Genomic DNA, 25,963 nt, shown 5'->3' with positions numbered 1-25,963 from the left:
AACCGCAACGTCTCTTGACGTTGCGGTTCTTTTATTTTATAAAAAATTATCTATTAGAGGAAAGAAGCAGGAAATAAGGATACCGGCGATAGCCATGGCTGCTCCTGCGACAGCACCAGTAAATTCACTTTCCTGTGTAGCTTGCGCAGTACCGAGACCATGAGCAATAGTACCATAAGCAATGCCGCGAGCGAATGGCATAGTAATGTTAAGTTTATCCATCATTCTAGGGGCAATCATCGTACCTAATACTCCGGTCAAAATAACGAAGGCGGCTGAAACATTAGGGTTACCTCCATAAAGTTCGGTGATTTCTACAGCGATTGGTACTGTAATTGACTTAACCGCTAATCCTTGAAGAATGAACTGTGGAAGAGAAAAGGCATTGGCGATGACGAAGGCAAGAATTAATGTTACCGTAAGCCCTAAAAGCATGCCGCTAATAGCAGGAATTCCATATTTAACAATTATGGTCCTATTTTTATAAAGTGGTACGGCCAAGGCAACGGTAGCTGGGCCCAGGAAATAGGTAATGATGTCTTTACCTGTTGAATAATCATTGAAATCTAAACCGCTGATCAGAAGCACAAGAATAATTGTTACCGTACTAAAAAATACGGGAGTCGTAAAGGGTGATGGATGTTTAGCATATATTTTCCTTCCAATAAAATAGGCAAGGATTGTTATTAATATGCTATAAATGGTAATGAGCGTTGTCATGCTGTTTAACCTCTCCTCTATGGGATAACTTCTGAACCGTCCAGGCTGAAACGATAAATCCAAAAATTAAACTGACGCCCAATGTGAGTGCTAACGGCAGACCAAATTTTATGAAAAGCCACCCCATGGTCATTAAGCTAATAGAAATAGGGATAAAGAAAAAGGCAAGGTGCTTCACCAGAAATCCTGAAGTAAGTTCAATCCACTCGACTTTTAGAATTCTTGTCTGTAACAAAATGAATAAAAGAATCATGCCGATTACATTACCTGGAATAGGCAATTGAAGGTGATCAGATAAATAATAGCCAAGCTTGCAAAGGATAAGCAACATTAAAAGTTGCATGATAAAAGTAAATGATTTTTTCATGATTAGTTCCTTTCAAAAACGGTTTGAATATATTTGTGAATGGGTCAAGTGTATTCATTATAAAAAAATAATCCTAAAAATAATAGGGTATTGCAACATTCTTTTATAACTTCCTGTAAAAATTGAAAAAGGAGCGTTCCAATTTAGGAAGCTCCTATCTTATATGAATAATAAGTAACCTATCTTATCCAAGAATATTAACTTGCGTTATTTCTTTTATGCTTCAAGTAACTGCTGTTCGTCATCATCGTTCTGTCTAAGGATGTGAAAGGTGTATAAATCTTTAGGAATTTCATACAAATCAAAGATATCTTCACCATGATTAATTTGATCATAAAGGGACTTTCTTGTTTCGTTAGCATTGACGGCATAGGGGAGCTTTTCAGCGGCTTTCAAAGAGCGGATATTTTTTTTGCGAATACGCATGAAGACTGTTTCCATACCGAGCTCGAAAAAAAGCTCTTTAAAGAAAGCATCTTTTGCGATGGCATTATATCCTTTACCATGATAGGTTTTGCCAAGCCACGTGCCAAGGAAACCTGCACCATTTTCAATATCGTATAAAGAAATACAACCGATGGGGTTTTCCCATTCATCTAAAATTGTTCGTGAAATGAGTTCACCAGTTTCTTCGGCCTCGATCGTTTGCTTAGTAACGAATACATATTCTTCATATGAATCTACTTTATGGCGCACGAAAGGGAAGACATCTGGATGCGTCATTTGTTCATAAAGAGAAAAACAATCTGTAAAATCTCTCTTTTTTAACATTTCCGTCCCTCCGTTTGAGGGCAGTTCTTATGCGTAGTCGCTGCCCACCCTCGAAATTTTTTAAGTCGTTCGTCAAAAAATTTCGGGGTGGGAATCGAACCCACTAGAACCGGAAACCGGTGGCGCACCATTTGCCTTCCCTATTTTTATTGTCTGAAAATATATAAATCTAAAGAACCTTACGAAGGTATAATACTAAAAAAAAAACGGTTTGGGAATAGGTTTTTTGCCTTTTTTTTTCGTCAAATTTCAACTTTTTTATGAAGGTTAAAATTGGAAGGCAAACGCGTGCTTTTTTCTTTAGAAAAATTGATTTTATTCCCTATATTTTTGAGAAATGCTTTTGTTTTTATTAATATTTCCCTGTAATTTGCATGAATAAAATGATCGTACCGAGTGCCCAAACATAAATAGAAAATATTTTCAGTGAACGCTTCTTTAAAAAATCAATCATCCACACAACGGCGATATAGCCAAAGATTGCTGCGGCCAGGGTACCGACAAAAAGGGCTGTGATTGGAAGCCGTTCAACATCTCCTGTAAAAATGGGTTTCATCTGAAATACGATGCCCCCTGTAATTGCAGGAATCGATAACAAAAAGGAAAAATAGGCGGCAGTGGCTCTGTCAAGCTTGCAGAAAAGTCCAGCGGCGATGGTCAATCCAGAACGTGATAGGGCAGGCATGATGGCAGCGGCTTGAAATGTCCCGATAATAAGGGCATCTTTTATGGAAATTTCATTCAGCGATTTGCTCCCTTTTCTTACCCCGTCTGCTAACCATAAAATCAGTCCGGTGACTAAAAATTCCCAGCCGATTGTCACTCCTGTTTTTGATAGGCCGTCAAACCAATCGCCTAGTAAAAGGCCGGCAACCACAGCAGGGAACGTTCCTGCAATCAAGAGCAGCGTCATTTTGGAGAAAGGGTTTTTCAGTAAGAAAATAATGTCATCCTTGTAGACAACTAATAAGGCAAGCAAGGTTCCGATATGAAGCATGGTATCCAGAAAAATGCCTGCCTCGTCAAGATGGAATATATGCCGCCCTAAATATAAATGTCCTGTACTTGAAATAGGTAAAAACTCAGTCAAGCCTTGAATGATTCCAAGGATAAAGGCTTGAAATTGATTTAGCAAAAAAACATCACCCCAGTCTAGGTGTTTTAGGACAATCCTTTATTTTATCTGTATGCACAAGAAGGATGAAAATGTTCAGATTTTTTGGAAATTAAATTACCAACAAGATTTGTGAAGGAAAAGATAGTCCTCTTCAACTTTTTTCGAATATAATGAAAGGAAAATGAAACTATTTGTTATTTGATTCGTAATTATTCATATGAGAGAGGAGGAGAAGACACTATGCCTACTAAAGATGAAAGAGTGTTTGCTGCCCTTATATATGTCATCAGCTTTTTTACAGCTTTTGTCGGTCCTTTGGTCATTTGGCTACTTAAGAAGGACTCGTCACAATTTGTAGATTATCACGGAAGGGAATATCTGAACTTTTTTATTTCCTACACCGTATATTCGATTGTTGCAGGGATTCTGTCACTGGTACTGATTGGATTCTTACTATTGCCGGTTATCGGAATAGCTTTAATCGTATTTACTATCATTGCTGCAGTCAGGGCCTATGAAGGAACAGACTATCGCTTTCCACTAATTTTTAGAATTTTATAGAATGTAAAAAGGGGTTCGTTATACACGAGTCCCTTTTTATCATCTGGGAATATTTACTTTGTTAGGAAAAATAATTACGACGCTGTGTTTAGTTCGATAATTGCCTTATTATTAAAAAAGGGAATAGGTCACATTAAAGCGAATAAAGTATTATAATATTTCCTTCAATAACCTTTAAGAGAAATGAATGACAGGCTGCTTGACACCTTGCCGATAATTGTCAATTCAGACGGTGATTCTTCTATATAAGGAGTAAGGAGCAGAATATGAATATTCGCGAATATTATCAAAAAACGAGCAATTCAAATTTTCATGCATCTTGGATCTCTCTTGTATTGGCCATTGTTTTTTTTATTTGTCATGCTTTTACAATAATTCCTGGTAACATTTTATTGATAACGGCTCCATTTATTTTTTTAAGTATTGCCCAATTTGTAAGTCATCGGATTTATGAAAATAGAATAAAGGAATTGCCTATCGAACTAATTGAAACGAATACAGGTTTATTACAAACTGAACATGTATTACTGACTTTTATGCCTGCTCCAACTTTACGGCTACTCCTATTTGCGCCTAATGGGTCTCTTTTGGGCGAAATTCGAGATTTAAATATGAAGTGGTTCATGTGGATGGTTCCGAATTTCTTATCGATGCTATTGCCTAAGCGATATGAATTGGTCGACCATGAGGGGCATTTACTTGCTAAGTACTATATTAAAAGAGGTCTTTTTAATAAGGTTACGATTTTGGATCATCAAGGTGGGGTTATTGGGTTTTATCAAGAAAATAAGTCACTCGTGAAAATTAATGGAATGATTTATAAGTTTGACGGGACAGAATGGATGCCTGTTCAAACATCGGGAAGTTTAACTTCTTTTGAGATTAAGACAAAAGAAGGAGAAAAGGTTGTTTCGTACCAAGAAGGGTGGATGCCATTAGAGTGGGGGAAAAGATTTAAGACAAATACACCTATACTTACCTTTTCATCTAACGTTGAAGAAAGTCCAAAGATCATCATATTTGGGTTTTGTGCAGCTACTCTAAACCATCGCTCTAATTGACTAAAATATCTTTTTAACCAATCTTCGAAATATTTGATATAATAAAAGTGAAATACATAGAAAAAAGGGTGGTAATTATGAGTTTACTTAATGAAATTCTTGAATTTAATGAACAGTTTGTAGAAGAAGGTGAATATGTTAAGTACACAACTGATAAGTTCCCTGAGAAACGTATGGTCATTATTAGTTGTATGGATACTCGGCTTGTCGAGTTATTGCCAAAATCTATGAATGTCAAAAATGGCGATGTGAAAATATTGAAAACTGCTGGCGCAATCGTCTCCCATCCATTTGGAAGCGTCATGCGGAGTATTCTTGTAGCTATTTATGAGCTAAAAGCAGATGAAGTTTTTGTTATACCTCATCATGACTGTGGAATGGCATCAGTTGATGCTGATTCTGTAGTTGAAAAGATGATTGATCGTGATATTCCGAAAAGTACCATTGATACACTTGGAGCTGCGGGAATAGACATCCGTAGTTGGCTTCGCGGATTTGATGATGTATATGAAAGTGTTAAAAAAAGCGTGGAAGTAATCAAAGGCCATCCTTTAATTCCAAAGAATATTCCTGTACATGGACTGATTATTTCGCCGGATACAGGTAAATTAGAATTGGTTGTTGATGGTTATGCGGTAGAAGAAAACCAATAAAAACAATTGGTTCGTTGAAAAAACTGTCGGAATTATTTCCGACAGTTTTTTTAAGTTTGAGAAATTCTATTTATTTTTATCAGTTTTTTTGTTAAAATCGCCAAGTGTAGTTTGTCACAGATACAAACGGGTGGGTGAGGGATAAATTTAATAAGGATACAACATGAATAAAAAAAACTTGGAAGCGTTTTTTCATTTTTCTAAATATGAAACGAATGGAAAACGTGAAATCCTCGCCGGAGTTGTCGGCTATTTTACGATAGTGTATATTCTCGTCGTGAATTCTCTGATTTTATCAGAGGCGGGCATACCGATTAATGGTGCAGTAATTGCGACAATTCTTCTATCAGCTTTAAGCTGTATCATGATAGGGATTTGGGCAAATGTTCCAATCCTTATCGTTCCAGGCATGGGTGTCAATGCCCTTTTTGCATATACAATGGTTCAAGGAATGGGTCTGTCTTGGCAATCGGCACTTGGTGCTGTTTTTATCTCGGGGTTTATTTTTGTAGTCATCGCTTTTACAAAATACTCGAAATTAATTAGTGATTCAATCCCAAGTTCGATAAAAGATGCCATCTCTGTGGGTCTAGGTTTATTTTTGATGCTAATCGGTCTCGAAAAGGGCGGGATTATAACAGGCGGTTCGTCGTCAATTGTTGCCCTTGGAGATTTAGGTGATCCAGCTGTGCTTTCAACGGTGCTGACATTTTTACTGGCCATCACGTTATTTATCAAGAATGTTCCTGGTAATTTTATGATTACCATCATAGCAGGTAGTCTTATTGCTTATTGGTTTGGTACAGTTCAACTCTCGGATATCCAATTTTCAGGTTTGGACACAGCCTCCTACAGTGATCTCTTCTTTTCATTATCGTTCATTGAGGCAGGCAGAATAGAATTCTGGATAAGCGTCTTTGCTATGACAATGGTCCTTGTCTTTGAAAATATTGGTCTTGTACACGGACATGTACAAAGTATCAACCGTCCTGAAGCTTATAAAAAGTCACTGCAAGCTACAAGTGTTTCCGTTCTTCTTTCAGGTATCTTCGGTTCTAGTCCTACGGTTGCAACTGTCGAAACAGCAGCTGGAATCGCATCAGGAGGCAGAACTGGTTTGACATCAGTAGTGACAGGTCTGTTATTCATTCTTTCCCTATTATTTATACCGGTAATTAAAGTGATCCCAGACAGTGCCATTGCTCCAATATTAATTATTATTGGCATTCTGATGCTAGAAAATATTAAAAAGCTAGATTTTAGCGATTTTACCGAAAGTATACCGGCAATCTTAATTATCACAATCATTCCATTTACTTACAGTATTGCAGATGGAATGGCTTTTGGTTTCATCCTTTACCCGTTCTTGAAACTGGTAACTGGAAAAGCAAAAGAGGTCTCAACTCCGATGTATGTGAGTGCGGGATTGTTTATCGTCTATTTTATTATCGGAATGATTGGTTGACATTTTGGAAGAGCGGTTGGAATAAGAAACTTCTTATTCTAGCCGCTCTTTATTGCATATAGTAACTAAAATGGAGTGGACTATAATGTTGCTTACACTTTGTGGCTTTAATAGGTGAGATGAAAAAAACTCCTGAAGGAAATTTCGATTTATTGTAAATTTCGCAATGACACATCTGTTCTGAAAATGCTATGATAAAAGATATTAAAATAATGATATATAAAAGCAGCAAATTGAGGAAGTGACAGGATGATTATTGAAGGTTTAAAAAGCCATGGATCAGGCAATGATTTTTTAATCATTGATGAATTAACAACAACCTTGACGTTTACTGAAGAAGAGCGCAAAAATTTAGCCCAGACTCTTTGTAATAGGGAAAAGCTCGGAGCGGATGGTATTTTATTTGTAATGAAAAGTGAACATGCAGATGCAAGAATGCGTGTCTTTAATGCGGATGGGTCGGAAGCATCAATGTGTGGTAATGGACTTCGTTGTGTGGCTCGTTATGCAAATGACGTTTTAGGGCTTGATAAAATGATTGTGGAGACGATGAAAGCAAATTTACTCGTTGAAAAAACGGAAGATATCTATAAAGGGATTCCAACTTTCAAGGTGGAAATTTCCCCAGTCAGTTTTAAGGTAAAGGACCTTCCGCTTGTCGTTGAAAAGGAGCAATTGCAAAATGAACCATTGCCGGAGCTACATGATTCCCTTTTATTTTCGGCATTGGCAGTTCCTAATCCACATTTAATCACTTTGGTCGATAGTGATGTGCTGCAAAGTGAATTGCAGGCAGAACTTTCAATGAAGGTCAATCAGCCGAACGAGCTGTTCCCTGATGGTGTCAATGTCAGTTTTGTGAAAGAACTGGAGCCAGGTAGTATTTATGTACGGACATTTGAACGAGGCGTAGGATTCACAAATGCCTGCGGAACAGCGATGTCGGCTTCTAGTCTGATTACATGTTCTGTTGGACTAAACTCATTAGAAAGTGAAATTTCCGTTTATAATAATGGCGGGAAAGTTAAATGTGTTGTGCATTATGATAAAGAAAGCAAAAAATATTCGATTGATTTAATCGGGAACGCAACCTATGAATATAAGGCGTTGATTGAAATTGACTTAAATCAGCCGGAAAAGTTTGAACTACTTGAAAAACATGACTATGACGCGGAAACAAGTCTGTATGCTAAGTTGCAGGCAGAAGTACAAAGCTATTTAAAAACTACGCTATAAAGCGAGACCAACTATGAGTTGGTCTTTTTTTGTTTGAGAAAGGACAAAACCTCAAGAAAAGCAGGGCCATTATTGACATGTCTGTAATCCTTAAAGGCACACCCCAATCTTTTAATTCTATTTGGTACGGTTTCAATCGTAAAGTCTTTGAGCTGAAGTCTTTCGCCCACTTCTTCCCAATATAATGGTGTAGCAACACCAGCAAACGGATTACCGCGCGGGGAATAAGGGACAATAATGGTTTTCCCTTCACTATGCTGTACAAAGTCAAGGTAGAGTCGATTTTGCCGATTTTTCTTCAATCGTTCCATTGTAAAATCATCTGGGTAAGAGCTTATTAAGTAATGACCGAGAAAATCGGTGAACATACGTGTTTCTTGATAGGAAAAGATGTCTTCCGGTAGTGGAATATGAATTTGCAGTCCTTTGTTTCCGGAAGTTTTTACAAATGCTTTGATATTTAAAGAATCCATTACCTTCTTTATTTCAAGTGCAGCTTTAATTGCTAAAGAAAAAAATTCAATCGAGGGTGGATCTAAATCCAGGACGATTTCATCAGGTTTTACTTTTCCCGCTTTCTGAAATGGAGTATGAAACTCTAGTGCAAGTTGGTTGCCAAACCACAGCAATGTTTCAATATCATTACACAACATATACTCAATATCCTCATCCCAGAACGTTTTAATAGATGCAGGCGCATAATCTGGTTTGTTTTTTTGGAAAAATTTTTCATTGTCCATAGATCCATGGGGATAACGAATCGTTGTTAGCAGTTTATCCTTTAAAAAGGGTAAGAAAAATGCAGAAACCTCTCGTAAATATTGAAGGTATTCAACTTTTATCACCTGTTTGTCATCGATTATCCAAAGTGGTTTATCCCGGGAAGATATTTGTATTGAATCTGGAAATGTAAATTGGCTGATTACGAATTTTTCCCAAGTACATTCATTGGGGGATGTCTGTAAAAGCCATTGTGAAAACTGAGGTTCACGTAATTCATTTTCCTCGTATACATGTAAAAATTGAACTTCAATACAAATGGACGGATGTATATAAAAGAATTGTTCGTCTTCTTCTGAAGCATTTTGTTTTATCAGTTCGTGTAAGATACTTTTATCATGAGCGCTAAGCCCATTTTTGACACTACCAATTTTCGTGATTTCATTCCCTTTATATACTGCGAGGGAAACATATCCGTTTTCTTTATTCAAAGCTGTGATGAAGCAGGAAACAGCCCTCCAATTTTTCACTTTGATCCAGGAAGTGGAACGTTTTCCTTCTTGCCAAGTACTTTGAATTTCCTTGGCGACTATCCCTTCTCCATCTAAGAGGATGACTTTATTTATTGCCTTATCTAAATCGACATAACTCTCAATCAATTGAATTAAAGCCTTATCATTTGGATTAGGAGGCATAGGCAATTCAAGTATTTCTCCAAGGTTTTTAATCATTTTCCTTCGTTCTGACATTGAATTAGTGGTAAGGTCATTTCCGTTGATCCTAAGCAGGTCAAACACGATAAACCGGCATGGGGTAAAATTAGCTTTTTCAGAAATCAGGGATTGTTTCCGTAGGCGGCCACGCCATTGTACCTCAAAAAAGTCTGCTTTTGCTTCATTTGTGAGCCAGACTAATTCACCATCTAACTGCAGTGGTAGAAAACTTTTAAGATCTAGGTCATTAATAAATGTACTGATTTCTGGGAAAAGGGAAGATAATTCCTTCCCGTTTCGACTCGTAATTTTTACCGTATGGGCATCTATTGTTAAAATGGCACGAAAACCGTCATATTTGACTTCATAACGCCAATCCGTGGATTTCGGGGCTTCGGGGTAATATGTTGGCAGCATCGGTTTCATTTTATTTGTACCTCCGCAATAAGTGATTGACATTATTTTTGCCAAAATAATGAGGTGTTAGAGTTGGCAAATGTTTTTTCGAATTATTTTAGACAAGAGGGAATAATAAGCCTGTACTTCTATTTATAAAAAGTTATGAGGTGATGAATATGCATACCATTTGGAAGGGAAGCATTTCTTTCGGTTTGGTGAACATTCCGATAAAACTTCATGCCGCAACGGAAGATAAGGACATATCCTTGCGAACGTTGCATAAGGAATGCCACTCACCAATTAAATACGAAAAAGTTTGTCCGGTCTGCCAGAAGGAAGTAGGCAAGGAAGACATTGTTCGTGCTTTTGAATATACAAAAGGAAAGTTTGTTGTATTAGAAGACAATGAGCTAGAAGAACTTAAAAAACAAAATGAAGAAAAATCAGTGGAAATCATGGATTTTGTTAAAATTGAAGAAATAGATCCGATATATTTTAACCGTAGTTATTTTATGTCTCCAAATGATGGTGGCATAAAAGCCTATTCCCTATTGCGGCAAGCACTCAAGGAATCGAATAAAGTTGGGTTAGCAAAAATCATCATCCGTTCAAAGGAACAAATGGCGGTTATAAGGGTTGTAGATAACACCTTGTTGATGGAAACGATTCATTATCCAGATGAAGTACGCTCCGCAGCAGATGTTCCGAATATCCCTGCAAATGATACAATTGTAAAAAAAGAAATTGATACGGCAATTTTATTAATAGATCAATTAACGACGACTTTCGATCCGACAAAATACAATGATGATTATCGAACGGCGTTACTTGAGCTGATTGAATCAAAGAAGACAGGACAGAAGACGATTACAGCCAAAACAAAAGTAACAGTGTCCAACAATGTTACCGATTTAATGGAAGCTTTACAAGCATCCATTGATCGAACGAAACCTGATAAACTGGAAGGGAAAAAAACGACGACCCGGAAAAAAGCGGCACCGAAAAAAAAGAAACAAGCGTAAAAAAAGAAGCTGAGTGGAAGACGAACCAATGTCTCTCAGCTTCTTTTTGTTTTTTCAGAAGGGGAACAAAGTGAATACAGTGGTTAAAGAGGTACACATAGCTGAAGAGTTTAAACGGAATACATATTAATAAAGTTTGTGTTTTGTATAGATAATTGGGTTGCCCGTGGAGATATTTGTAGGACTAATCTATGCGGTAGAGGAAGAATGTGAATTAAAACCCTTGGTTTTTTTAGTAAGAAAAACGAAATGGTTCTTTTTGACAGAGAAGAAGCTGAGAATTTAAAAAGAAAAGGTAGTGTTTTAGGCTGATGTGTTTTAATGGAGTGATTCTGAGCAGAGCAAAATATTATTCTGAAGATGATAGTGTCATTCAGTAAGGCGATATATGGCTGATCTTTATTGTAGGGATTGAGTAGTGGATTTGAAGAAGGCAAAAAAATTCGCTCCCTGAAGAGCGACAAAGAGGAAATTAATCGTGAAATCAACATATAGGCGACCAATTTTGTTTTTCGACTATATATTGTGTTCATATTCTACCATATTTAATTCTGAAATAGCAACCAAATTACCGAAACTATAGTACGATTTTTCTGAAAATCAGTAATTTTCCACCATTTCTCCCGGAAGTAGACGTTTTTATCTTCTCTGAAATAGTAAAGTAATTAAAATAGATGCAGAATAAAATGAATTTTTAGTATAATGTATTTATATAAGGATGATATAAAGTAAATAGGATTGGAAGATGTTAATTGGAAAATGGAAAAATCGTGTCCCTTCAAGCCGGAAAGCCTAAACAGGAAATGTTTTCGAATGTTAAGATTTTATCAGCTATGGATAAAAAAACTTTGGATAATGTGACCGTAACAAAATCAGGAATAGTTGGAGACGGAGTAGGGAATCTAAAGTTCCATGGAGGCCCTGACCGTGCATTGTGCATTTATCCTTTTGAGCATTACTCATTTTGGAATGAAAAATTCTCTAAACAGCTTGATATCCCTGCTTTTGGTGAGAATTTAACAGTAGCTGGGATGATGGAAACTCAAACGTATATCGGTGATATCTATCAAATAGGTGGGACAATTGTTCAGATCACCCAAGTACGAATTCCTTGCTCGACTATTTCTCATTTTAACCAAGAACCTAAGTTTTTGACATCAGTGATGAAAACAAGTTTTACTGGTTATTTTGCAAAGGTCATTCAAGAAGGAGTTATTAAAAAACAAGATGAAATTGTTTTATTAGATCGACTTCAAGAAAACATCTCTGTATATTATGCAACTGAAGTGATCCTGCATAATCGAGACGGACAGGATGGAGCTCATGCTCTACTTTCTGTAGATTCGTTAGCGGAGGACTGGAAACAAAGGATATTAAAGAGAGTTTAAACTTTGAAGGATGTATGATCTTAGTAGAAAAGAAAAAAATGACTATCAAACTATTGAAATTGACAGATTATTAATGTAAATTAAATATAAACAAATTTTGAAATGTTAAGAAAACTTTATAATGGATCTTATCGAGAGAGGTGGAGGGACTGGCCCGAGGAAACCTCAGCAACCAGCTTAGGCAAAGGTGCTAAATCCAGCAAGCAGAGCTTGATAGATGAGGAGAATGTTTCAAAAAACCTTCTTCTTTGAGAAGGTTTTTTTTCTTTTCTCTCATACTCATAGAAAACGACAAAAACAGAATTGTTTTTGAGAGAGGGTGTACATATGGATTTTCGTAAAGAATTGAAAGAAAGAATGCTGGTTGGAGAAGGAGCAATGGGAACATTATTATACTCATATGGAATCGATCAATGTTATGAGGAATTAAACTGCACTAATCCTGATCAAATTGAATCCATTCATCGTGCCTATTTAGAAGCAGGTGCTGATATTCTACAATCGAATACTTACGGAGCCAACTTTAATAAATTGAAAAGGCATGGTCTTGAAGATGAAGTAAGCCGAATTAACCGACAGGGAGTTATCCTTGCTAAAAAAGCTGCAAAAGGCAATGCATTTGTATTTGGTACTATAGGGGCTCAGCGAAGTATCCGTAAATCGGATTTAAGCATGGAAGAAATTAAGCGAGGTTTTCGTGAGCAGCTATATAGTCTGCTTATAGAAAATCCTGATGGGATTCTCCTTGAAACATTTTATGATCTGGAAGAACTTGAAACCGTGTTGCAAATTGCTAAAAAAGAAACGGAATTGCCAATTATTGCAAATGTATCGATGCATGAATTAGGTAATCTTCAAAATGGGATCCATTTAAATGAAGCATTTCAAAAACTCGAGCAATTGGGTGCTGATGTTGTTGGTGTGAATTGCCGTCTAGGTCCACATCATATGATTCGCGCCTTGGAAGAAGTGACTTTGCCAAAGCATGCGGCTATCGCTATCTATCCAAATGCTAGCCTACCGGATTACGTGGATGGAAGACTAGTTTATAAAGCAGTGCCTGAATATTTTGGCTCAAGTGCCCTTGAGCTTCGTGAGCAGGGTGCCACGATAATCGGTGGGTGTTGTGGAACAACACCACTTCATATTCAATCTGTGAAAAATGCGATTGGGAGTTTAGTTCCAGTAGAAGAAAAAATGACGAAAGCACGTGAAATCGAAATAATTGAAGTGAATCATAGAGAACTGGAACTACCCCTGCATGAGCAGGCCAAAACTGAAAGAACGATTCTTGTTGAACTTGATCCGCCGAAAAAATTAGGAATTGAAGGTTTTATGGCTGGTGCGGAGGCATTGAAAAATGCGGGTGTTGATTCGATTACATTAGCTGATAATTCACTTGCTTCGCCGAGGATATCTAATGAGGCGCTGGCCAATTTGTTGAAAAACCAATTAGATGTAAATCCAATGGTGCATATTACGTGCCGTGATAGGAACTTAATTGGCCTTCAATCACATTTAATGGGGCTTCAAACGGTGGGGTTGAACGAGATTCTGATTATCACTGGTGATCCTTCAAAAATAGGGGACTTCCCAGGTGCAACTTCAGTCTATGATTTATCGTCATTTGACTTAATTAGTATGGTAAAACAATTTAATGAAGGTCTTTCCTATTCCGGTCAAAGTCTTGGTCAACGGGCAAATTTTAAAATTGCGGCTGCCTTTAACCCAAATGTGAAATATTTGAATAAGGCCGTTCAGCGGATGGAAAAGAAGATTGCTTGCGGTGCTCAGTCCTTTTTGACCCAACCAATTTATTCAGTTGATCAGATTGAAGAGGTTTATGAAGCGACAAAACATATAGATACTCCGATTTTCGTCGGAATTATGCCGTTAACGAGCACACGAAATGCGGAATTTATCCATAACGAAATACCGGGTATTAAATTACCTGATAATGTAAGGCGGGCTATGGCTTTAGCTGGGGATGACCCGATAAAGTCAAGAATGGAAGGTGTGAATATCGCCAGAGAACTGGTGGACGCCGCAAGAGAAAAATTCAAGGGGATTTATTTAATTACACCATTCCTTCGCTATGAAATGACTGCGGAACTTACAAAATATATTAGAGAAGTCGATAGTAAACATACATCAGAGGTGGCAGTACATGAATAAAAAAGCGATTCAAGAACAGTTAAAGTCTAAGATTCTCCTTCTTGATGGTGCAATGGGAACCATGCTACAAGCTGAGAATTTAACAGCAAAGGACTTTGGGGGAGAACAATTCGAGGGATGTAATGAATATTTATCACTGACGCAACCTGAAATCATCCAAACCATCCATGAAAAATACTTAGCAGCAGGTGCCGATATTATTGAGACAAATACCTTCGGAGCCACGAGCATCGTTCTTGAGGAATACCAAATAAGTACGATTGCTTATAAGCTTAATAAAATTTCAGCTGAACTTGCCGTGAAAGCTTGTGAAAAATATTCAAATGATAAATGGCCAAGATATGTTGCTGGTTCAATGGGACCAACAACAAAAACACTTTCTGTTACAGGAGGAACCACATTTGATATTTTAACCGATTCTTATGAAGAACAGGCACTCGGTCTATTAGACGGTGGTGTGGACCTGTTGTTAGTGGAAACCTGTCAGGATATGCTTAATGTTAAGGCTGCCTTTTCTGGAATAAAAGCGGCCTTTGCTAAAACAGGGAAAGAAGTGCCTGTCATCATTTCGGGGACAATCGAACCGATGGGTACGACCCTAGCCGGTCAGTCCATTGAAGCGTTCTATTTATCAGTTGAACATATGAAGCCTGTGGCTGTTGGTTTGAACTGTGCGACAGGACCAGAGTTCATGATAGACCATATTCGGACGCTTGCAGATATATCAAACAGCGCCATTAGCTGTTATCCGAATGCAGGCCTACCTGATGAAGAAGGTCATTATCATGAATCCCCGACTTCCCTTGCAGAGAAAATGAAGCAATTTGCAGAAAAAGGCTGGGTCAATATCATTGGGGGCTGCTGTGGAACAACACCAGAACATATTAAAGAGCTTTCTAAGGTTCTAGAAGGCGTACAGCCCCGTGAAATGAAGGAATCAGCACATGGTCATGCCGTATCAGGAATTGAGCCACTTATTTATGATGATTCAATGCGTCCCTTGTTCGTCGGTGAGAGAACGAACGTCATCGGATCTCGTAAATTCAAGGAGTTAATTCGTGGGAAGCATTATGAGCCAGCTGCCGAAATTGCTCGTGCTCAGGTGAAGAAAGGCGCCCATGTCATTGATATTTGTCTTGCTGATCCTGATGGTGATGAGTTAGGTGATATGAAGGAATTCGTCGAAGAAGTTGTCAAAAAAGTGAAAGTACCATTAGTCATTGATACTACAGATGAAGCCGTTCTTGAACAGGCTTTAAAGCATTCTCAAGGAAAGTCAATTATTAATTCTATCAACCTTGAAGATGGTGAAGAGCGCTTTGAAAAAATTGTTCCACTCGTTCATCAATACGGTGCTGCCGTTGTGGTAGGAACAATTGACGAGATTGGAATGGCCGTTGATGCTGAACGGAAAATTGAAGTGGCTACCCGCTCTGTGGACTTGCTAGTAAATAAATATGGCCTAAACGAAAGCGACCTCATTTTTGATCCGCTTGTTTTCCCTGTAGGTACGGGAGATGAGCAATATATAGGCTCTGCTTTAGAAACGGTTAAAGGAATTAAGGCAATCAAAGAGAAATTTCCAGAATGCTTAACGATTCTTGGAATTTCAAATGTGTCATTCGGCCTCCCATCACGCGGAAGGGAAATTCTAAATGCCGTTTTCTTATATCACTGTACAAAGGCTGGTCTTGACTACGCAATTGTGAATACGGAAAAACTTGAACGTTTTGCTTTGATACCGGAAGAGGAAGTGAAACTGGCCGAAGCACTCCTGTTTAATACCTCCACAGAAACATTAGCTATCTTCACTGAATTTTATCGTGGAAAAAAAGCGGAGAAGAAAGATAATGGTGTTATCCTTCCGTTAAACGAACGTTTAGGTAACTATATTATTGAGGGAACGAAAGAAGGCTTAATTGAAGATTTAAATAAAGCAATCGAGCGTGGGGACGCTCCATTAGAAATCATCAATGGACCATTGATGGATGGGATGAGTGAAGTGGGTAGGTTATTTAATGATAATCAGCTCATTGTCGCGGAAGTACTTCAAAGTGCCGAGGCGATGAAGGCTGCTGTCTCACATCTTGAACCACTCATGGAAAATGCTGAAGATAGTGCTAAGAAAGGTAAGATCCTTTTAGCGACTGTCAAGGGTGACGTACATGATATTGGTAAAAACCTAGTGGATATCATTCTTTCCAATAATGGCTATGAAGTCATTGACCTTGGAATTAAAGTCGCACCACAACAAATTATTGAAGAGGTCCGAAAACATGAGCCTACTATCATAGGCCTGTCTGGATTACTTGTAAAATCAGCACAGCAAATGGTTTTAACTGCCCAGGATTTAAAACAGGCAGGGATTGATACTCCAATATTAGTGGGGGGAGCAGCATTATCCCGTAAATTCACTGATTTCAAAATTTCACCAGAATATGGCGGTCCTGTTTTATATTCCAAAGATGCTATGGATGGATTAGCTGTCACGAATATTTTACATGATTCCAACAAAAAGTTTGTCTACTTAGAGGAGTTAGTTGCAAAACGGGAAAAATCGAAAGCCAATGCGGCAATTGCAGCAACCATGGAAAAACCAGTTCGCAAGCAAACACCAGCAGCTCCGTTAAGCAATGTCCAGGTTCAAAAACCGCGTGACATCAAAAGACATGTTTTGAAAAATTATCCATTAGATGTCATCCAACCATATATTAATAGGCAAATGTTAATTGGTCATCATTTAGGATTAAAAGGTAAAGTTGCTGAGCTGGTGAAGGAAGGGAATGAAAAAGCAATTCAACTGAATGATTTGGTTGATGAGCTGATTGAATTCTTAAAGGCAGAACCAGACTACGGGTTAAATGCTATTTATCAATTTTTCCCTGCTCAAAGTGATGGAGACCAGTTATTCATTTATAATCCGGATAATCATCAGGAAGTATTGGAAACTTTTGATTTTCCTAGACAAGATACAAGTCCACACCTTTGTTTGGCAGATTTTGCGAAGCCGGTTTCTTCCGGGGAAATGGATTATGTTGGTTTCTTTCTCGTTACAGCTGGTAGAGGTATCAGAAAATGGGCAGAACAACTAAAACTTGAAGGTGATTTCTTGAAAAACCATGCTCTTCAATCACTGGCTCTTGAAACTGCAGAAGGATTTGCAGAAAGAATCCACCAATTGATGAGAGATGACCTGGGTATAAGCGATCCTATAGAAATGTCAATGAAAGAGCGGTTCGCAGCCAAGTATACCGGTCAAAGGTTTTCATTTGGTTATCCAGCTTGTCCAAATCTGGAAGACCAAGAAAAGCTATTCCGTTTGTTACAACCGCAGGATATTGGAGTAGAATTGACTGAAGGATTCATGATGGAACCAGAGGCTTCTGTTTCAGCTATTGTATTTGCTCATCCTGAAGCGCGTTACTTTAATGTCGATCGATAAGCAGTGAGGAGACAGCGGTATTTTTTACCGCTGTCTTATTGCGCATGAAACCCCTGAATTAGTACACCTTAATGGTCAAAAGGAAGGGGATACAACTATATGAGGAGTCTATTCCGACTATATCTTTTCATAATGGGTGCTTTCATTATCTTGGTTATGACAGGTGAACCGCCAGTTCTAGTACACGCAACAATTCCGGAAGAAATAACACCGCTTGTAAAAAGTAAAGAAGATCAGAAAATTGCATATTTGACATTCGATGATGGACCGTCTACGAATACGATGGATATTTTAGATATATTAGATCGATATCATGTTAAAGCTACCTTTTTTGTAAAAGGTAATGAAGAACCTTACGCAAAACAATGCTATAAAGAAATGATTTCCCGGGGTCATGAAATCGCCCTCCATTCCTATACACATGATTATTCTATTGTTTATCGGTCAACGGAAAGTTTTTTTCAAGATCTGAATAGGCTTGAAACCATGCTTGAAAAAGAGTATGGGGTAAAGAGCCGTATTGTACGTATACCGGGTGGTTCAAATAATCATCTTAGACATCAGGTTACAACTAGACCAATCATTAATGGAATCCTTCAACAATTATCAGAAAAAGGTTATATTTACTTTGATTGGAACATCGATTCAACAGATGGCATCAGTCCGTCGATAAGTGAGCAACAAATCATTACCTCTGTGAAAAGAGGATTGAAAGATCAAAAGCATGTTAATATCTTATTACATGATATCAATAGTATGAAAAATACGGTAAAAGCATTGCCGGATATTATAGAAAACCTAAAAAGAGAAGGGTATACCTTTGATACGATTGATGAGACAACTCCTAAAATACAATTTAAATGATGAACTCAGTGTTTATATATAGTAAATTAAGGTATAGGGATAAGAGATTACATGGGAAAGGATATATCGTTTCTATGATGCCATCATTGTTTTTATCACATGGAACACCTCTATTAGCATTGGAAAAGAACAGCTACACTTCTTTTTTAAAGGAATATATGAAAGTTATGAATAAACCAACTGCAATTGTTATCCTGTCAGCACATTGGGAAAGTAAGGAGCAGTTGATTTCAGCAGTCAGTAAACATGAAGTTATTTATGATTTTGCCGGTTTTCCTGAAGAAATATATCAAGTGACATATCCCGCTTCTGGATGTCTAGAGTTATCCGATAAAATATTAACCCTATTGTCAAAAATAGGGGTATTAGGGGAACTAGATGATAGGCGTCCGCTCGATCACGGGGCATGGGGACTTTTGCATATTATGTACCCTGAAGCCGATATCCCTATCGTATCATTGTCTATTAGTCCCGATCTTCCATTTGTGAAGCAATATGAGATCGGCAAAGTATTGGGGGATCTTAAGAAAAGTAATGTCCTTATTATCGGGAGCGGTGGAATTGTCCATAACTTTAACCATATTCAGGAAGATATGCATGTGGCAGAGGGATGGGCAATCAGTTTTGAGGAGTGGGTAGAAGAAAGGATCATGAATTGGGATATGGAGACTTTGGTTAACTATGAGCAAATGGCTCCTTATAGTAAAGATGCTGTACCTACAAAAGAGCATTTTATTCCATTAGTCATCGCCATGGGATCAGGGGATGACAACAAAAAGCCAAAGCTGTTACACCGGACTTTCCAATATGGGAATCTGAGTTTAACAGCTTGGCAGTTTGACTGATTTTAAAGGGTTTTTGGTATGGTAAAATATACCTGGTAATAATCAAAATGCAAAAATACAAAAATCTTTTTTTAGCGAAAAAGGACTTAAATGAGCAATAAAGTCTGTTAAAGGCGTAATATGACGAATTAAGCAGAAAAATAGTTTCAAAAAGGGTGAATAAAGTGTTTTAACCTTTGGATATTTCGACAAAAACATGTTAATATAACATCTGAAAACGTTTTATCCTTTAAAATTTTATTATTCAATAACCAAATTTGTTTATTATATATTATATATTTGGGGAAAATTTAGAAGTAAGAATTTGGGGATGGATAAAACGAAATGAAAAAAATTATGAGAAAAATTTGGGGGTTTACAAAATGACCATCAAGGACGCTAAGGCATACGACCCATGGAAAACTTTTTCAGGTCCAAACCTTGGGTATGTCATGGAGCAATACGATCTATTTCAAGCCAATCCGGAAGAAGTAGATCCGGAACTGAGAAACTTTTTTGAAGTATCAGGTCCTCCTTCATTAGATGTATCGGCTGAAGTAACTATCGGAAATGCACCAACTGTACAAACTGGAGAAGTTCTTCCTATGAAGAAAATAATGTCTGCAGTAAAATTAGCGGAAAATATCCGTGCATATGGACATCTAGCTGCAAATATTTATCCTTTAAAAGAAGAAGCATTAGACACGGAACAAATTCACTTCGAAAAATATGGGTTGACTGCAGATGATTTAAGAAAAATCCCGGCTGACTTTATTTGTCCCGAATCACCTAATGATGTGAAAGACGGATACGAAGCCGTACAATACCTAAAACAACTTTATACAAAAACGATAGCCTTTGAATTTCACCATGTTAATGACCTGGACGAAAAGCAATGGCTTACTGATATGGTCGAATCCGGAAACATGTTCCCGGAAGTGGCTAAAGAGAAAAAAGCATTATTACTTAAACGCTTGAATGAAGTTGAAGGTTTCGAAAAATTCCTTCATCGCACATATGTAGGGCAAAAACGTTTCTCTATTGAAGGACTAGATACTTTAGTACCGATTTTAGATGAAATGATTTCACAGACTGTTCAAAATGGAACTGGAAATGTAAATATTGCGATGGCTCACCGAGGACGTTTAAATGTACTTGCACATGTTCTAGGAAAACCATATGAGGTTATTTTTTCAGAATTCCAACATTCACCTAATAAAGATTTAGTTCCTTCCGAAGGTTCAACCGGCATTAATTACGGATGGACAGGAGATGTTAAATACCATTTAGGTCTGGATAAACAAATTACTAAAGCAAATATACAAAAAGCAAGAATTACTCTTGCCAATAACCCAAGTCACTTGGAAGTAGTTGGTCCAATCGTGGAAGGGTATTCTCGTGCGGCCCAAGAAGACCGTACAGAAAAAGGCTTCCCGGTTCAAGATATTTCAAAATCACTTGCAATCCTGATTCATGGTGATGCAGCATTCCCTGGTGAAGGAATTGTACCGGAAACGTTTAACTTAAGCCGTCTGCGCGGTTACCAAGTTGGCGGAGCTATTCATATCATCGCTAATAACATGATTGGTTTTACAACGGAAAGTGAAGATTCACGCTCAACTAAATATGCTAGTGATTTGGCTAAAGGCTTTGAAGTGCCTATCGTGCATGTGAATGCTGACGATCCAGAAGCATGTATGGCTGCAGTAAACCTTGCTAACCAATATCGCGAAAAATATAATAAAGATTTCTTGATCGATTTAATCGGTTACAGACGTTTCGGTCATAATGAAATGGATGAGCCATTGGTTACTCAACCTGAAATGTATGCATTGATTCATAAGCATCCAACAGTTAAAGAACTTTATGCTAAAAAACTAATTCAATCTGGCGAGTTCACAGAAGATGAAGTTAAAACAGTGGCAGAGCAAGTAGATACAAAACTGGCAGATGCTTATGCGAGAATTTCTGGAAATAAACCAGAAGCTACTAAAGAATGTAACCCGCCGGGCATTATTGAAAAAGGACTTCCTACTATTGAAACAGCTGTATCAAAAGGAGAACTTGTTTCAATTAATGAAGAACTTGTTAAATGGCCAGAAGGATTTACACCTAATAAAAAATTAGGAAAAATCCTATCACGTCGCTTAGATTCATTTGGAGATGACGGTAAAATTGACTGGGCGCATGCTGAAACACTTGCATTTGCATCCATTTTGAATGACGGTACTCCAATTCGTCTAACTGGACAAGATTCAGAGCGTGGAACATTCGCACAGCGTAACATTATGTTGCATGACAGTGTTAATGGAAAAACATATTCACCACTTCACACACTTGAAACTGCTAAAGCTTCTTTCGCTGTTCATAACAGCCCGCTTACTGAAACAGCAGTTCTAGCGTATGAATATGGTTATAATGTATTCGCACCTGAAACACTTGTTCTTTGGGAAGGTCAATTCGGTGACTTTGCAAATACAGCACAAGTAATCTTTGACCAATTTATCGCGGCAGGCCGTGCAAAATGGGGTCAAAGATCAGGTCTTGTTATGTTGCTTCCACACGGATATGAAGGACAAGGACCAGAGCATTCAAGTGCCCGCTTGGAACGTTTCCTTCAATTAGCAGCTGAAAACAACTGGACAGTTGCTAACTTAAGTTCGGCAGCTCAATACTTCCATATCCTTAGAAGACAAGCTAAGATACTGGAACAAGAGCAAGTACGTCCACTTGTCATCATGACACCGAAGAGTATGCTTCGTAATCAGGTGATGGCTTCTACAGCTGAAGAATTCAGTGAAGGTAGTTTTGAATCATTCGTTGAAACAAAAGCATTGGGCAAAAAACCAAAAGCAGTAGAGCGCATTGTTTTTGCAACAGGTAAATTGGTTGTTGAACTTCGTGAAAAAGCAGCAGCTGAAAAAAATACGGATTGGTTGCAAATCATCAGTATCGAAGAGATTTATCCATTCCCGTTCACTGGCGTTCAAGAAGCATTGAAAAAATATACGAACCTAAAAGAAATCTTCTGGGCACAAGAAGAACCGAAAAACATGGGAGCTTGGACATTTGTTGAACCTCGCTTAAATGCAGCGGCACCAGGTAACCTTTCTGTAACATATATCGGCAGAAAACGCAGATCCAGTCCGGCTGAGGGAGATCCACTAGTCCATAAAAACGAACAACAACGGATTATGACTCAAGCAATAACACGCAATAATGAGGGGGAGAAATAAAATGGCTGAAGTAAAAGTACCTGAATTAGCAGAATCAATTTCTGAAGGATCTATTGCGCAATGGTTAAAACAACCCGGTGACCGTGTTGAAAAAGGTGAATATGTCCTTGAACTGGAAACTGATAAAGTAAACGTAGAAATCATTTCAGATTATACTGGTACGCTTACAGAACTTTTAGCAGAAGAAGGCGATACAGTCCAAGTTGGACAATCTATCGCTATCGTTGATGAAAATGGAACAGCAGCAGCAGCGCCAAAGGCGGAAGCTCCTAAGACTGAAGAAGTGAAAGCAGAACCAGTTAAAGCGGAACAAGCTGCTCCTGCACAAGAAGCTCCTAAAGCAGAAACGAAAGAAGCATCTTCAACTCAGCAAGTTATTGCTTCACCAGCGGCAAGAAAATTGGCTCGTGAAAAAGGAATTGACTTAACTCAAGTGCCTGTTGTTGATCCACTAGGTCGTGTACGTGTACAAGACGTAGAAGCAGCAAGTAATGCCCCTGCACCTGTAGCAGCACCTAAGCAAGCAGCTCCTGCAGCTAAACAAGCAGCAGCTCCTGTTGAAGTGAACGATGACCGTATTGAAGTAGTGAAAATGACTCGCCGTCGTCAAACTATCGCTAAACGTCTAGTTCAAGTTCAATCTGAAGCTGCCATGCTTACAACTTTCAACGAAGTCGACCTTTCTGCTGTTATGGAATTACGTAGCCGTCATAAAGATTCTTTCGTTAAAGCTAATGATGTTAAACTTGGTTTTATGTCATTCTTTACTAAAGCTGTTATTGGAGCTTTGAAAAAGTATCCATTATTGAATGCTGAAATCAAAGGCGACCATATTCTGAAAAAGAACTTCTATGATATCGGTGTAGCAGTATCCACTGATGAAGGATTAGTTGTTCCTGTAGTAAGAGACGCTGACCGTAAAAGCTTTGCTGAAATCGAACAAAACATTTCGGATTTAGCTGTTAAAGCGCGTAACAACAAATTAGGACTTTCAGATTTATCTGGTGGTACTTTTACTATCACAAACGGTGGAACTTTCGGTTCCCTTTTATCTACACCAATTTTGAATGCTCCACAAGTTGGTATCCTAGGGATGCATACAATTAAGACACGTCCAATCGCTGTTGGAGATCAAATCGAAAACAGACCAATGATGTATCTTGCATTATCATATGATCACCGTATCGTTGATGGAAAAGAAGCAGTTGGTTTCTTAGTAGCAATCAAGGATATGCTTGAAGATCCAGAACAACTTTTACTTCAAGGTTAATTAGTAAAATTATTAAAACCCTCTGTCATCATGACAGAGGGTTTTTTTGATGCAGGAAAATAAATACATATTTTCATAGGGAAGAACCGTCTAATCAGGGTAATAGGAAATGAAATTCTTGAAAGGGTAAATGAATAGTGATTTTGATTTTAATCTTTAAATGAATGTTTTTGAATGAATTGGATGGAGAAAAGTGAATGAAATTGAATAAATTTAAACGTTTATGATTGATTATTCTATCTTTTTCATATATGATGATGGTATTAAACGGGAGGTGGGCGAATTGTTGACAACAGAAAGGCACCAGTTCATCATATCGCTTCTTAAGAAACAAGGAACGATTAAGTTGCAGGAGCTTGTAGATCTGTTACATGCATCAGAATCAACCATTCGAAGAGATTTAGTGCAGCTCGAAGAAATGAAGGCATTAAAACGTGTGCATGGCGGAGCGGCATTGCTTCAAAGAAAAGGCCTGGAGCCTTCAACAATGGAAAAGCAAAATAAAGCAATAGTTGAAAAACAAAGTATAGCCAAGTTAGGCTCATCATTTGTTGAGAAGAATGATTGTATTTACCTTGATGCAGGTACGACCATATCAGAAATGATTCCCTATTTAAAAGATAAAAATGTAACGGTCTTAACAAATGGCCTTATGCATATTCCAAAATTGATCGAGTTAGAAATCAAAACTGTTTTAGTAGGTGGAACGATTAAATTCTCCACTAATGCAGTTATAGGCAGCACCGCTGTACAGTTTCTAAACGAATATCGCTTCGATAAATGTTTCTTAGGTATGAATGGTATCCATCAAGAAATGGGTTTCACCACTCCAGACCCTGAGGAAGCTTTGTTGAAGAAAATAGCATTGCGACTCTCTAACGAAAGTTACGTGCTTGCTGACAGTTCTAAATTGAATGAAGCTACTTTCGCTAAGGTTGCGGATGTAAGCGATGCCATAATCCTAACTGATAGGAATAATGAAGATGCTATTGCTCAATTCAAAAAAAATCCCAAGATAAAGGTCGTGACTATTTAATGATTTATACAGTAACACTCAACCCATCCATCGATTATCTGGTTGAGGTGGAAAATTTTCAAATGGGCAAGGTGAATCGAACAAGCTATGAAGTTAAATTTCCTGGTGGGAAAGGAATTAATGTTTCCCGGGTGCTGAAAAGACTTGGAAATGATACAACAGCTTTTGGTTTCATTGGCGGACAAACTGGAGAGTTTGTAAAAAGGTATTTAAGACAAGAAGAGATTTTTACGGACTTTACAGAGATAGCAGGAGATACGAGAATCAACATTAAGTTGAAAACGGGAATGGAGACGGAAATTAATAGCCAAGGACCAGTTATTTCAAAGGCGAATTATCAACAGTTATTTAGTCAAATCGAACAGCTGAAAAACAACGATATTCTTGTTTTATCAGGGAGCATTCCATCAAGCGTTCCTTCTGATGTATACGAATCTATGGCTAAAACGTGTTCAGATAATGGCATTAAATTAGTAGTGGATACGAGCGGAAAAGAGTTGTTGAGCGTACTTCAACATCGACCCTTTCTTATTAAGCCTAATCATCATGAACTTGGTGAACTTTTCTCTACTAAAATTAAAAATGTTGAGGATGCAAGCAAATACGGATCTAAATTGGTTGAATCCGGTGCTCAGCACGTAATAGTTTCAATGGCAGGAAGCGGTGCTGTACTTTGCACAGATGGCGATTCATATACCACTAATGTTCCAAAAGGAAAAGTTATAAACTCGGTGGGTGCCGGTGATTCCATGGTGGCTGGGTTTATTGGAACATATGAAAAAACAGAGGATATTTTCTCTTCTTTTTGTTTCAGTCTTGCATCAGGAAGTGCTACAGCCTTTTCATCCGATCTCTGTACATTGGATAAAATCGAAGAATTATTACCGCAAATTGAAATAAATAAGATAACTGGGGGCTAACTC

20 protein-coding genes and 1 riboswitch are annotated in these 25,963 nt (G+C 37.9%); of the genes, 15 read left to right on the top strand and 5 right to left on the bottom strand.

Features of this window, described 5'->3' with window-relative positions; all coding sequences use genetic code 11:
* Positions 1-36: 36 nt before the first annotated feature.
* From JFV29_RS16910 to JFV29_RS16895, 4 genes are all read right to left on the bottom strand, one after another.
* On the bottom strand, positions 37-720 hold the full coding sequence (locus JFV29_RS16910; RefSeq protein ID WP_201185369.1) for an LrgB family protein: 684 nt from the start codon (positions 718-720) through the stop codon (positions 37-39).
* Positions 695-1,087 carry a CidA/LrgA family protein gene (locus JFV29_RS16905; protein ID WP_053346572.1) on the bottom strand — a complete coding sequence of 131 codons (393 nt, stop codon included), beginning with the start codon at positions 1,085-1,087 and terminating at the stop codon, positions 695-697. Before JFV29_RS16905 ends, JFV29_RS16910 begins: the two co-directional genes overlap by 26 nt.
* A 216-nt stretch (positions 1,088-1,303) precedes the next feature.
* Entirely contained in the window at positions 1,304-1,858 is a 555-nt protein-coding gene (locus JFV29_RS16900; RefSeq protein ID WP_201185367.1) for a GNAT family N-acetyltransferase, read from the bottom strand.
* 352 nt (positions 1,859-2,210) lie between these two features.
* Positions 2,211-2,993 carry an undecaprenyl-diphosphate phosphatase gene (locus JFV29_RS16895; protein WP_201185365.1) on the bottom strand — a complete coding sequence of 261 codons (783 nt, stop codon included), beginning with the start codon at positions 2,991-2,993 and terminating at the stop codon, positions 2,211-2,213.
* Between the two features lie 222 nt (positions 2,994-3,215).
* Between JFV29_RS16895 and JFV29_RS16890 the strand changes: the two genes are divergently transcribed.
* The 5 genes from JFV29_RS16890 (at position 3,216) to dapF (ending at position 7,951) form a co-directional block, all read left to right on the top strand.
* On the top strand, positions 3,216-3,536 hold the full coding sequence (locus JFV29_RS16890) for a DUF4870 domain-containing protein (protein WP_056520737.1): 321 nt from the start codon (positions 3,216-3,218) through the stop codon (positions 3,534-3,536).
* A gap of 266 nt (positions 3,537-3,802) precedes the next feature.
* Positions 3,803-4,597: a hypothetical protein gene (locus JFV29_RS16885; RefSeq protein WP_056520734.1), complete on the top strand. Its 795-nt coding sequence runs from the start codon at positions 3,803-3,805 to the stop codon at positions 4,595-4,597.
* A 77-nt stretch (positions 4,598-4,674) separates the two neighbouring features.
* Complete coding sequence (locus JFV29_RS16880) at positions 4,675-5,250, top strand: beta-class carbonic anhydrase (protein WP_201185363.1); 576 nt, start codon at positions 4,675-4,677, stop codon at positions 5,248-5,250.
* A 163-nt stretch (positions 5,251-5,413) separates the two neighbouring features.
* The gene (locus JFV29_RS16875; RefSeq protein ID WP_201185361.1) at positions 5,414-6,715 is read left to right on the top strand and encodes an NCS2 family permease; all 1,302 of its coding nucleotides are present in this window, start codon (positions 5,414-5,416) and stop codon (positions 6,713-6,715) included.
* Positions 6,716-6,964: 249 nt separating this feature from the next.
* Positions 6,965-7,951: a diaminopimelate epimerase gene (gene dapF / locus JFV29_RS16870; RefSeq protein WP_098176333.1), complete on the top strand. Its 987-nt coding sequence runs from the start codon at positions 6,965-6,967 to the stop codon at positions 7,949-7,951.
* 11 nt (positions 7,952-7,962) lie between these two features.
* Here dapF and JFV29_RS16865 read toward each other — a convergent pair whose 3' ends face one another.
* Positions 7,963-9,810, bottom strand: a complete 1,848-nt coding sequence (locus JFV29_RS16865; protein WP_201185359.1) for a DNA ligase D — start codon at positions 9,808-9,810, stop codon at positions 7,963-7,965.
* Positions 9,811-9,959: 149 nt separating this feature from the next.
* Between JFV29_RS16865 and ku the strand changes: the two genes are divergently transcribed.
* The 10 genes from ku to pfkB all read left to right on the top strand — a co-directional run bounded on the left by ku (position 9,960) and on the right by pfkB (position 25,960).
* Positions 9,960-10,805 (top strand): non-homologous end joining protein Ku, encoded by an 846-nt coding sequence (gene ku, locus JFV29_RS16860; RefSeq protein ID WP_201185357.1) that lies wholly within the window; start codon positions 9,960-9,962, stop codon positions 10,803-10,805.
* A 752-nt stretch (positions 10,806-11,557) separates the two neighbouring features.
* Positions 11,558-12,193: an MOSC domain-containing protein gene (locus JFV29_RS16855; protein WP_201185355.1), complete on the top strand. Its 636-nt coding sequence runs from the start codon at positions 11,558-11,560 to the stop codon at positions 12,191-12,193.
* Between the two features lie 125 nt (positions 12,194-12,318).
* A riboswitch (SAM riboswitch) is annotated at positions 12,319-12,417 on the top strand.
* 103 nt (positions 12,418-12,520) lie between these two features.
* Positions 12,521-14,368 carry a bifunctional homocysteine S-methyltransferase/methylenetetrahydrofolate reductase gene (locus tag JFV29_RS16850; RefSeq protein ID WP_201185353.1) on the top strand — a complete coding sequence of 616 codons (1,848 nt, stop codon included), beginning with the start codon at positions 12,521-12,523 and terminating at the stop codon, positions 14,366-14,368.
* Positions 14,361-17,810 (top strand): methionine synthase, encoded by a 3,450-nt coding sequence (metH, locus tag JFV29_RS16845; protein WP_201185351.1) that lies wholly within the window; start codon positions 14,361-14,363, stop codon positions 17,808-17,810. The genes JFV29_RS16850 and metH overlap by 8 nt, the downstream gene beginning before the upstream one ends.
* Positions 17,811-17,909: 99 nt before the next feature.
* Positions 17,910-18,674 carry a polysaccharide deacetylase family protein gene (locus JFV29_RS16840; protein ID WP_201185349.1) on the top strand — a complete coding sequence of 255 codons (765 nt, stop codon included), beginning with the start codon at positions 17,910-17,912 and terminating at the stop codon, positions 18,672-18,674.
* Positions 18,675-18,751: 77 nt separating this feature from the next.
* Complete coding sequence (locus JFV29_RS16835; RefSeq protein WP_242486904.1) at positions 18,752-19,519, top strand: dioxygenase family protein; 768 nt, start codon at positions 18,752-18,754, stop codon at positions 19,517-19,519.
* A gap of 362 nt (positions 19,520-19,881) precedes the next feature.
* Positions 19,882-22,734 (top strand): 2-oxoglutarate dehydrogenase E1 component, encoded by a 2,853-nt coding sequence (gene sucA / locus JFV29_RS16830; RefSeq protein WP_098176341.1) that lies wholly within the window; start codon positions 19,882-19,884, stop codon positions 22,732-22,734.
* A 1-nt stretch (position 22,735) separates the two neighbouring features.
* A complete protein-coding gene (odhB, locus tag JFV29_RS16825; RefSeq protein WP_098176342.1) occupies positions 22,736-24,004 on the top strand; it encodes a 2-oxoglutarate dehydrogenase complex dihydrolipoyllysine-residue succinyltransferase in 1,269 nt (422 codons plus the stop codon).
* 223 nt (positions 24,005-24,227) lie between these two features.
* Positions 24,228-25,040, top strand: a complete 813-nt coding sequence (locus JFV29_RS16820; RefSeq protein WP_201185347.1) for a DeoR/GlpR family DNA-binding transcription regulator — start codon at positions 24,228-24,230, stop codon at positions 25,038-25,040.
* On the top strand, positions 25,040-25,960 hold the full coding sequence (gene pfkB, locus JFV29_RS16815; RefSeq protein ID WP_201185346.1) for a 1-phosphofructokinase: 921 nt from the start codon (positions 25,040-25,042) through the stop codon (positions 25,958-25,960). Before JFV29_RS16820 ends, pfkB begins: the two co-directional genes overlap by 1 nt.
* The last annotated feature ends 3 nt before the right edge of the window (positions 25,961-25,963 follow it).

The organism is Peribacillus sp. TH16, from assembly GCF_016651095.1.
GTDB lineage: Bacteria > Bacillota > Bacilli > Bacillales > DSM-1321 > Peribacillus > Peribacillus butanolivorans.
This window is presented reverse-complemented; position numbering and strand designations above follow the sequence as displayed.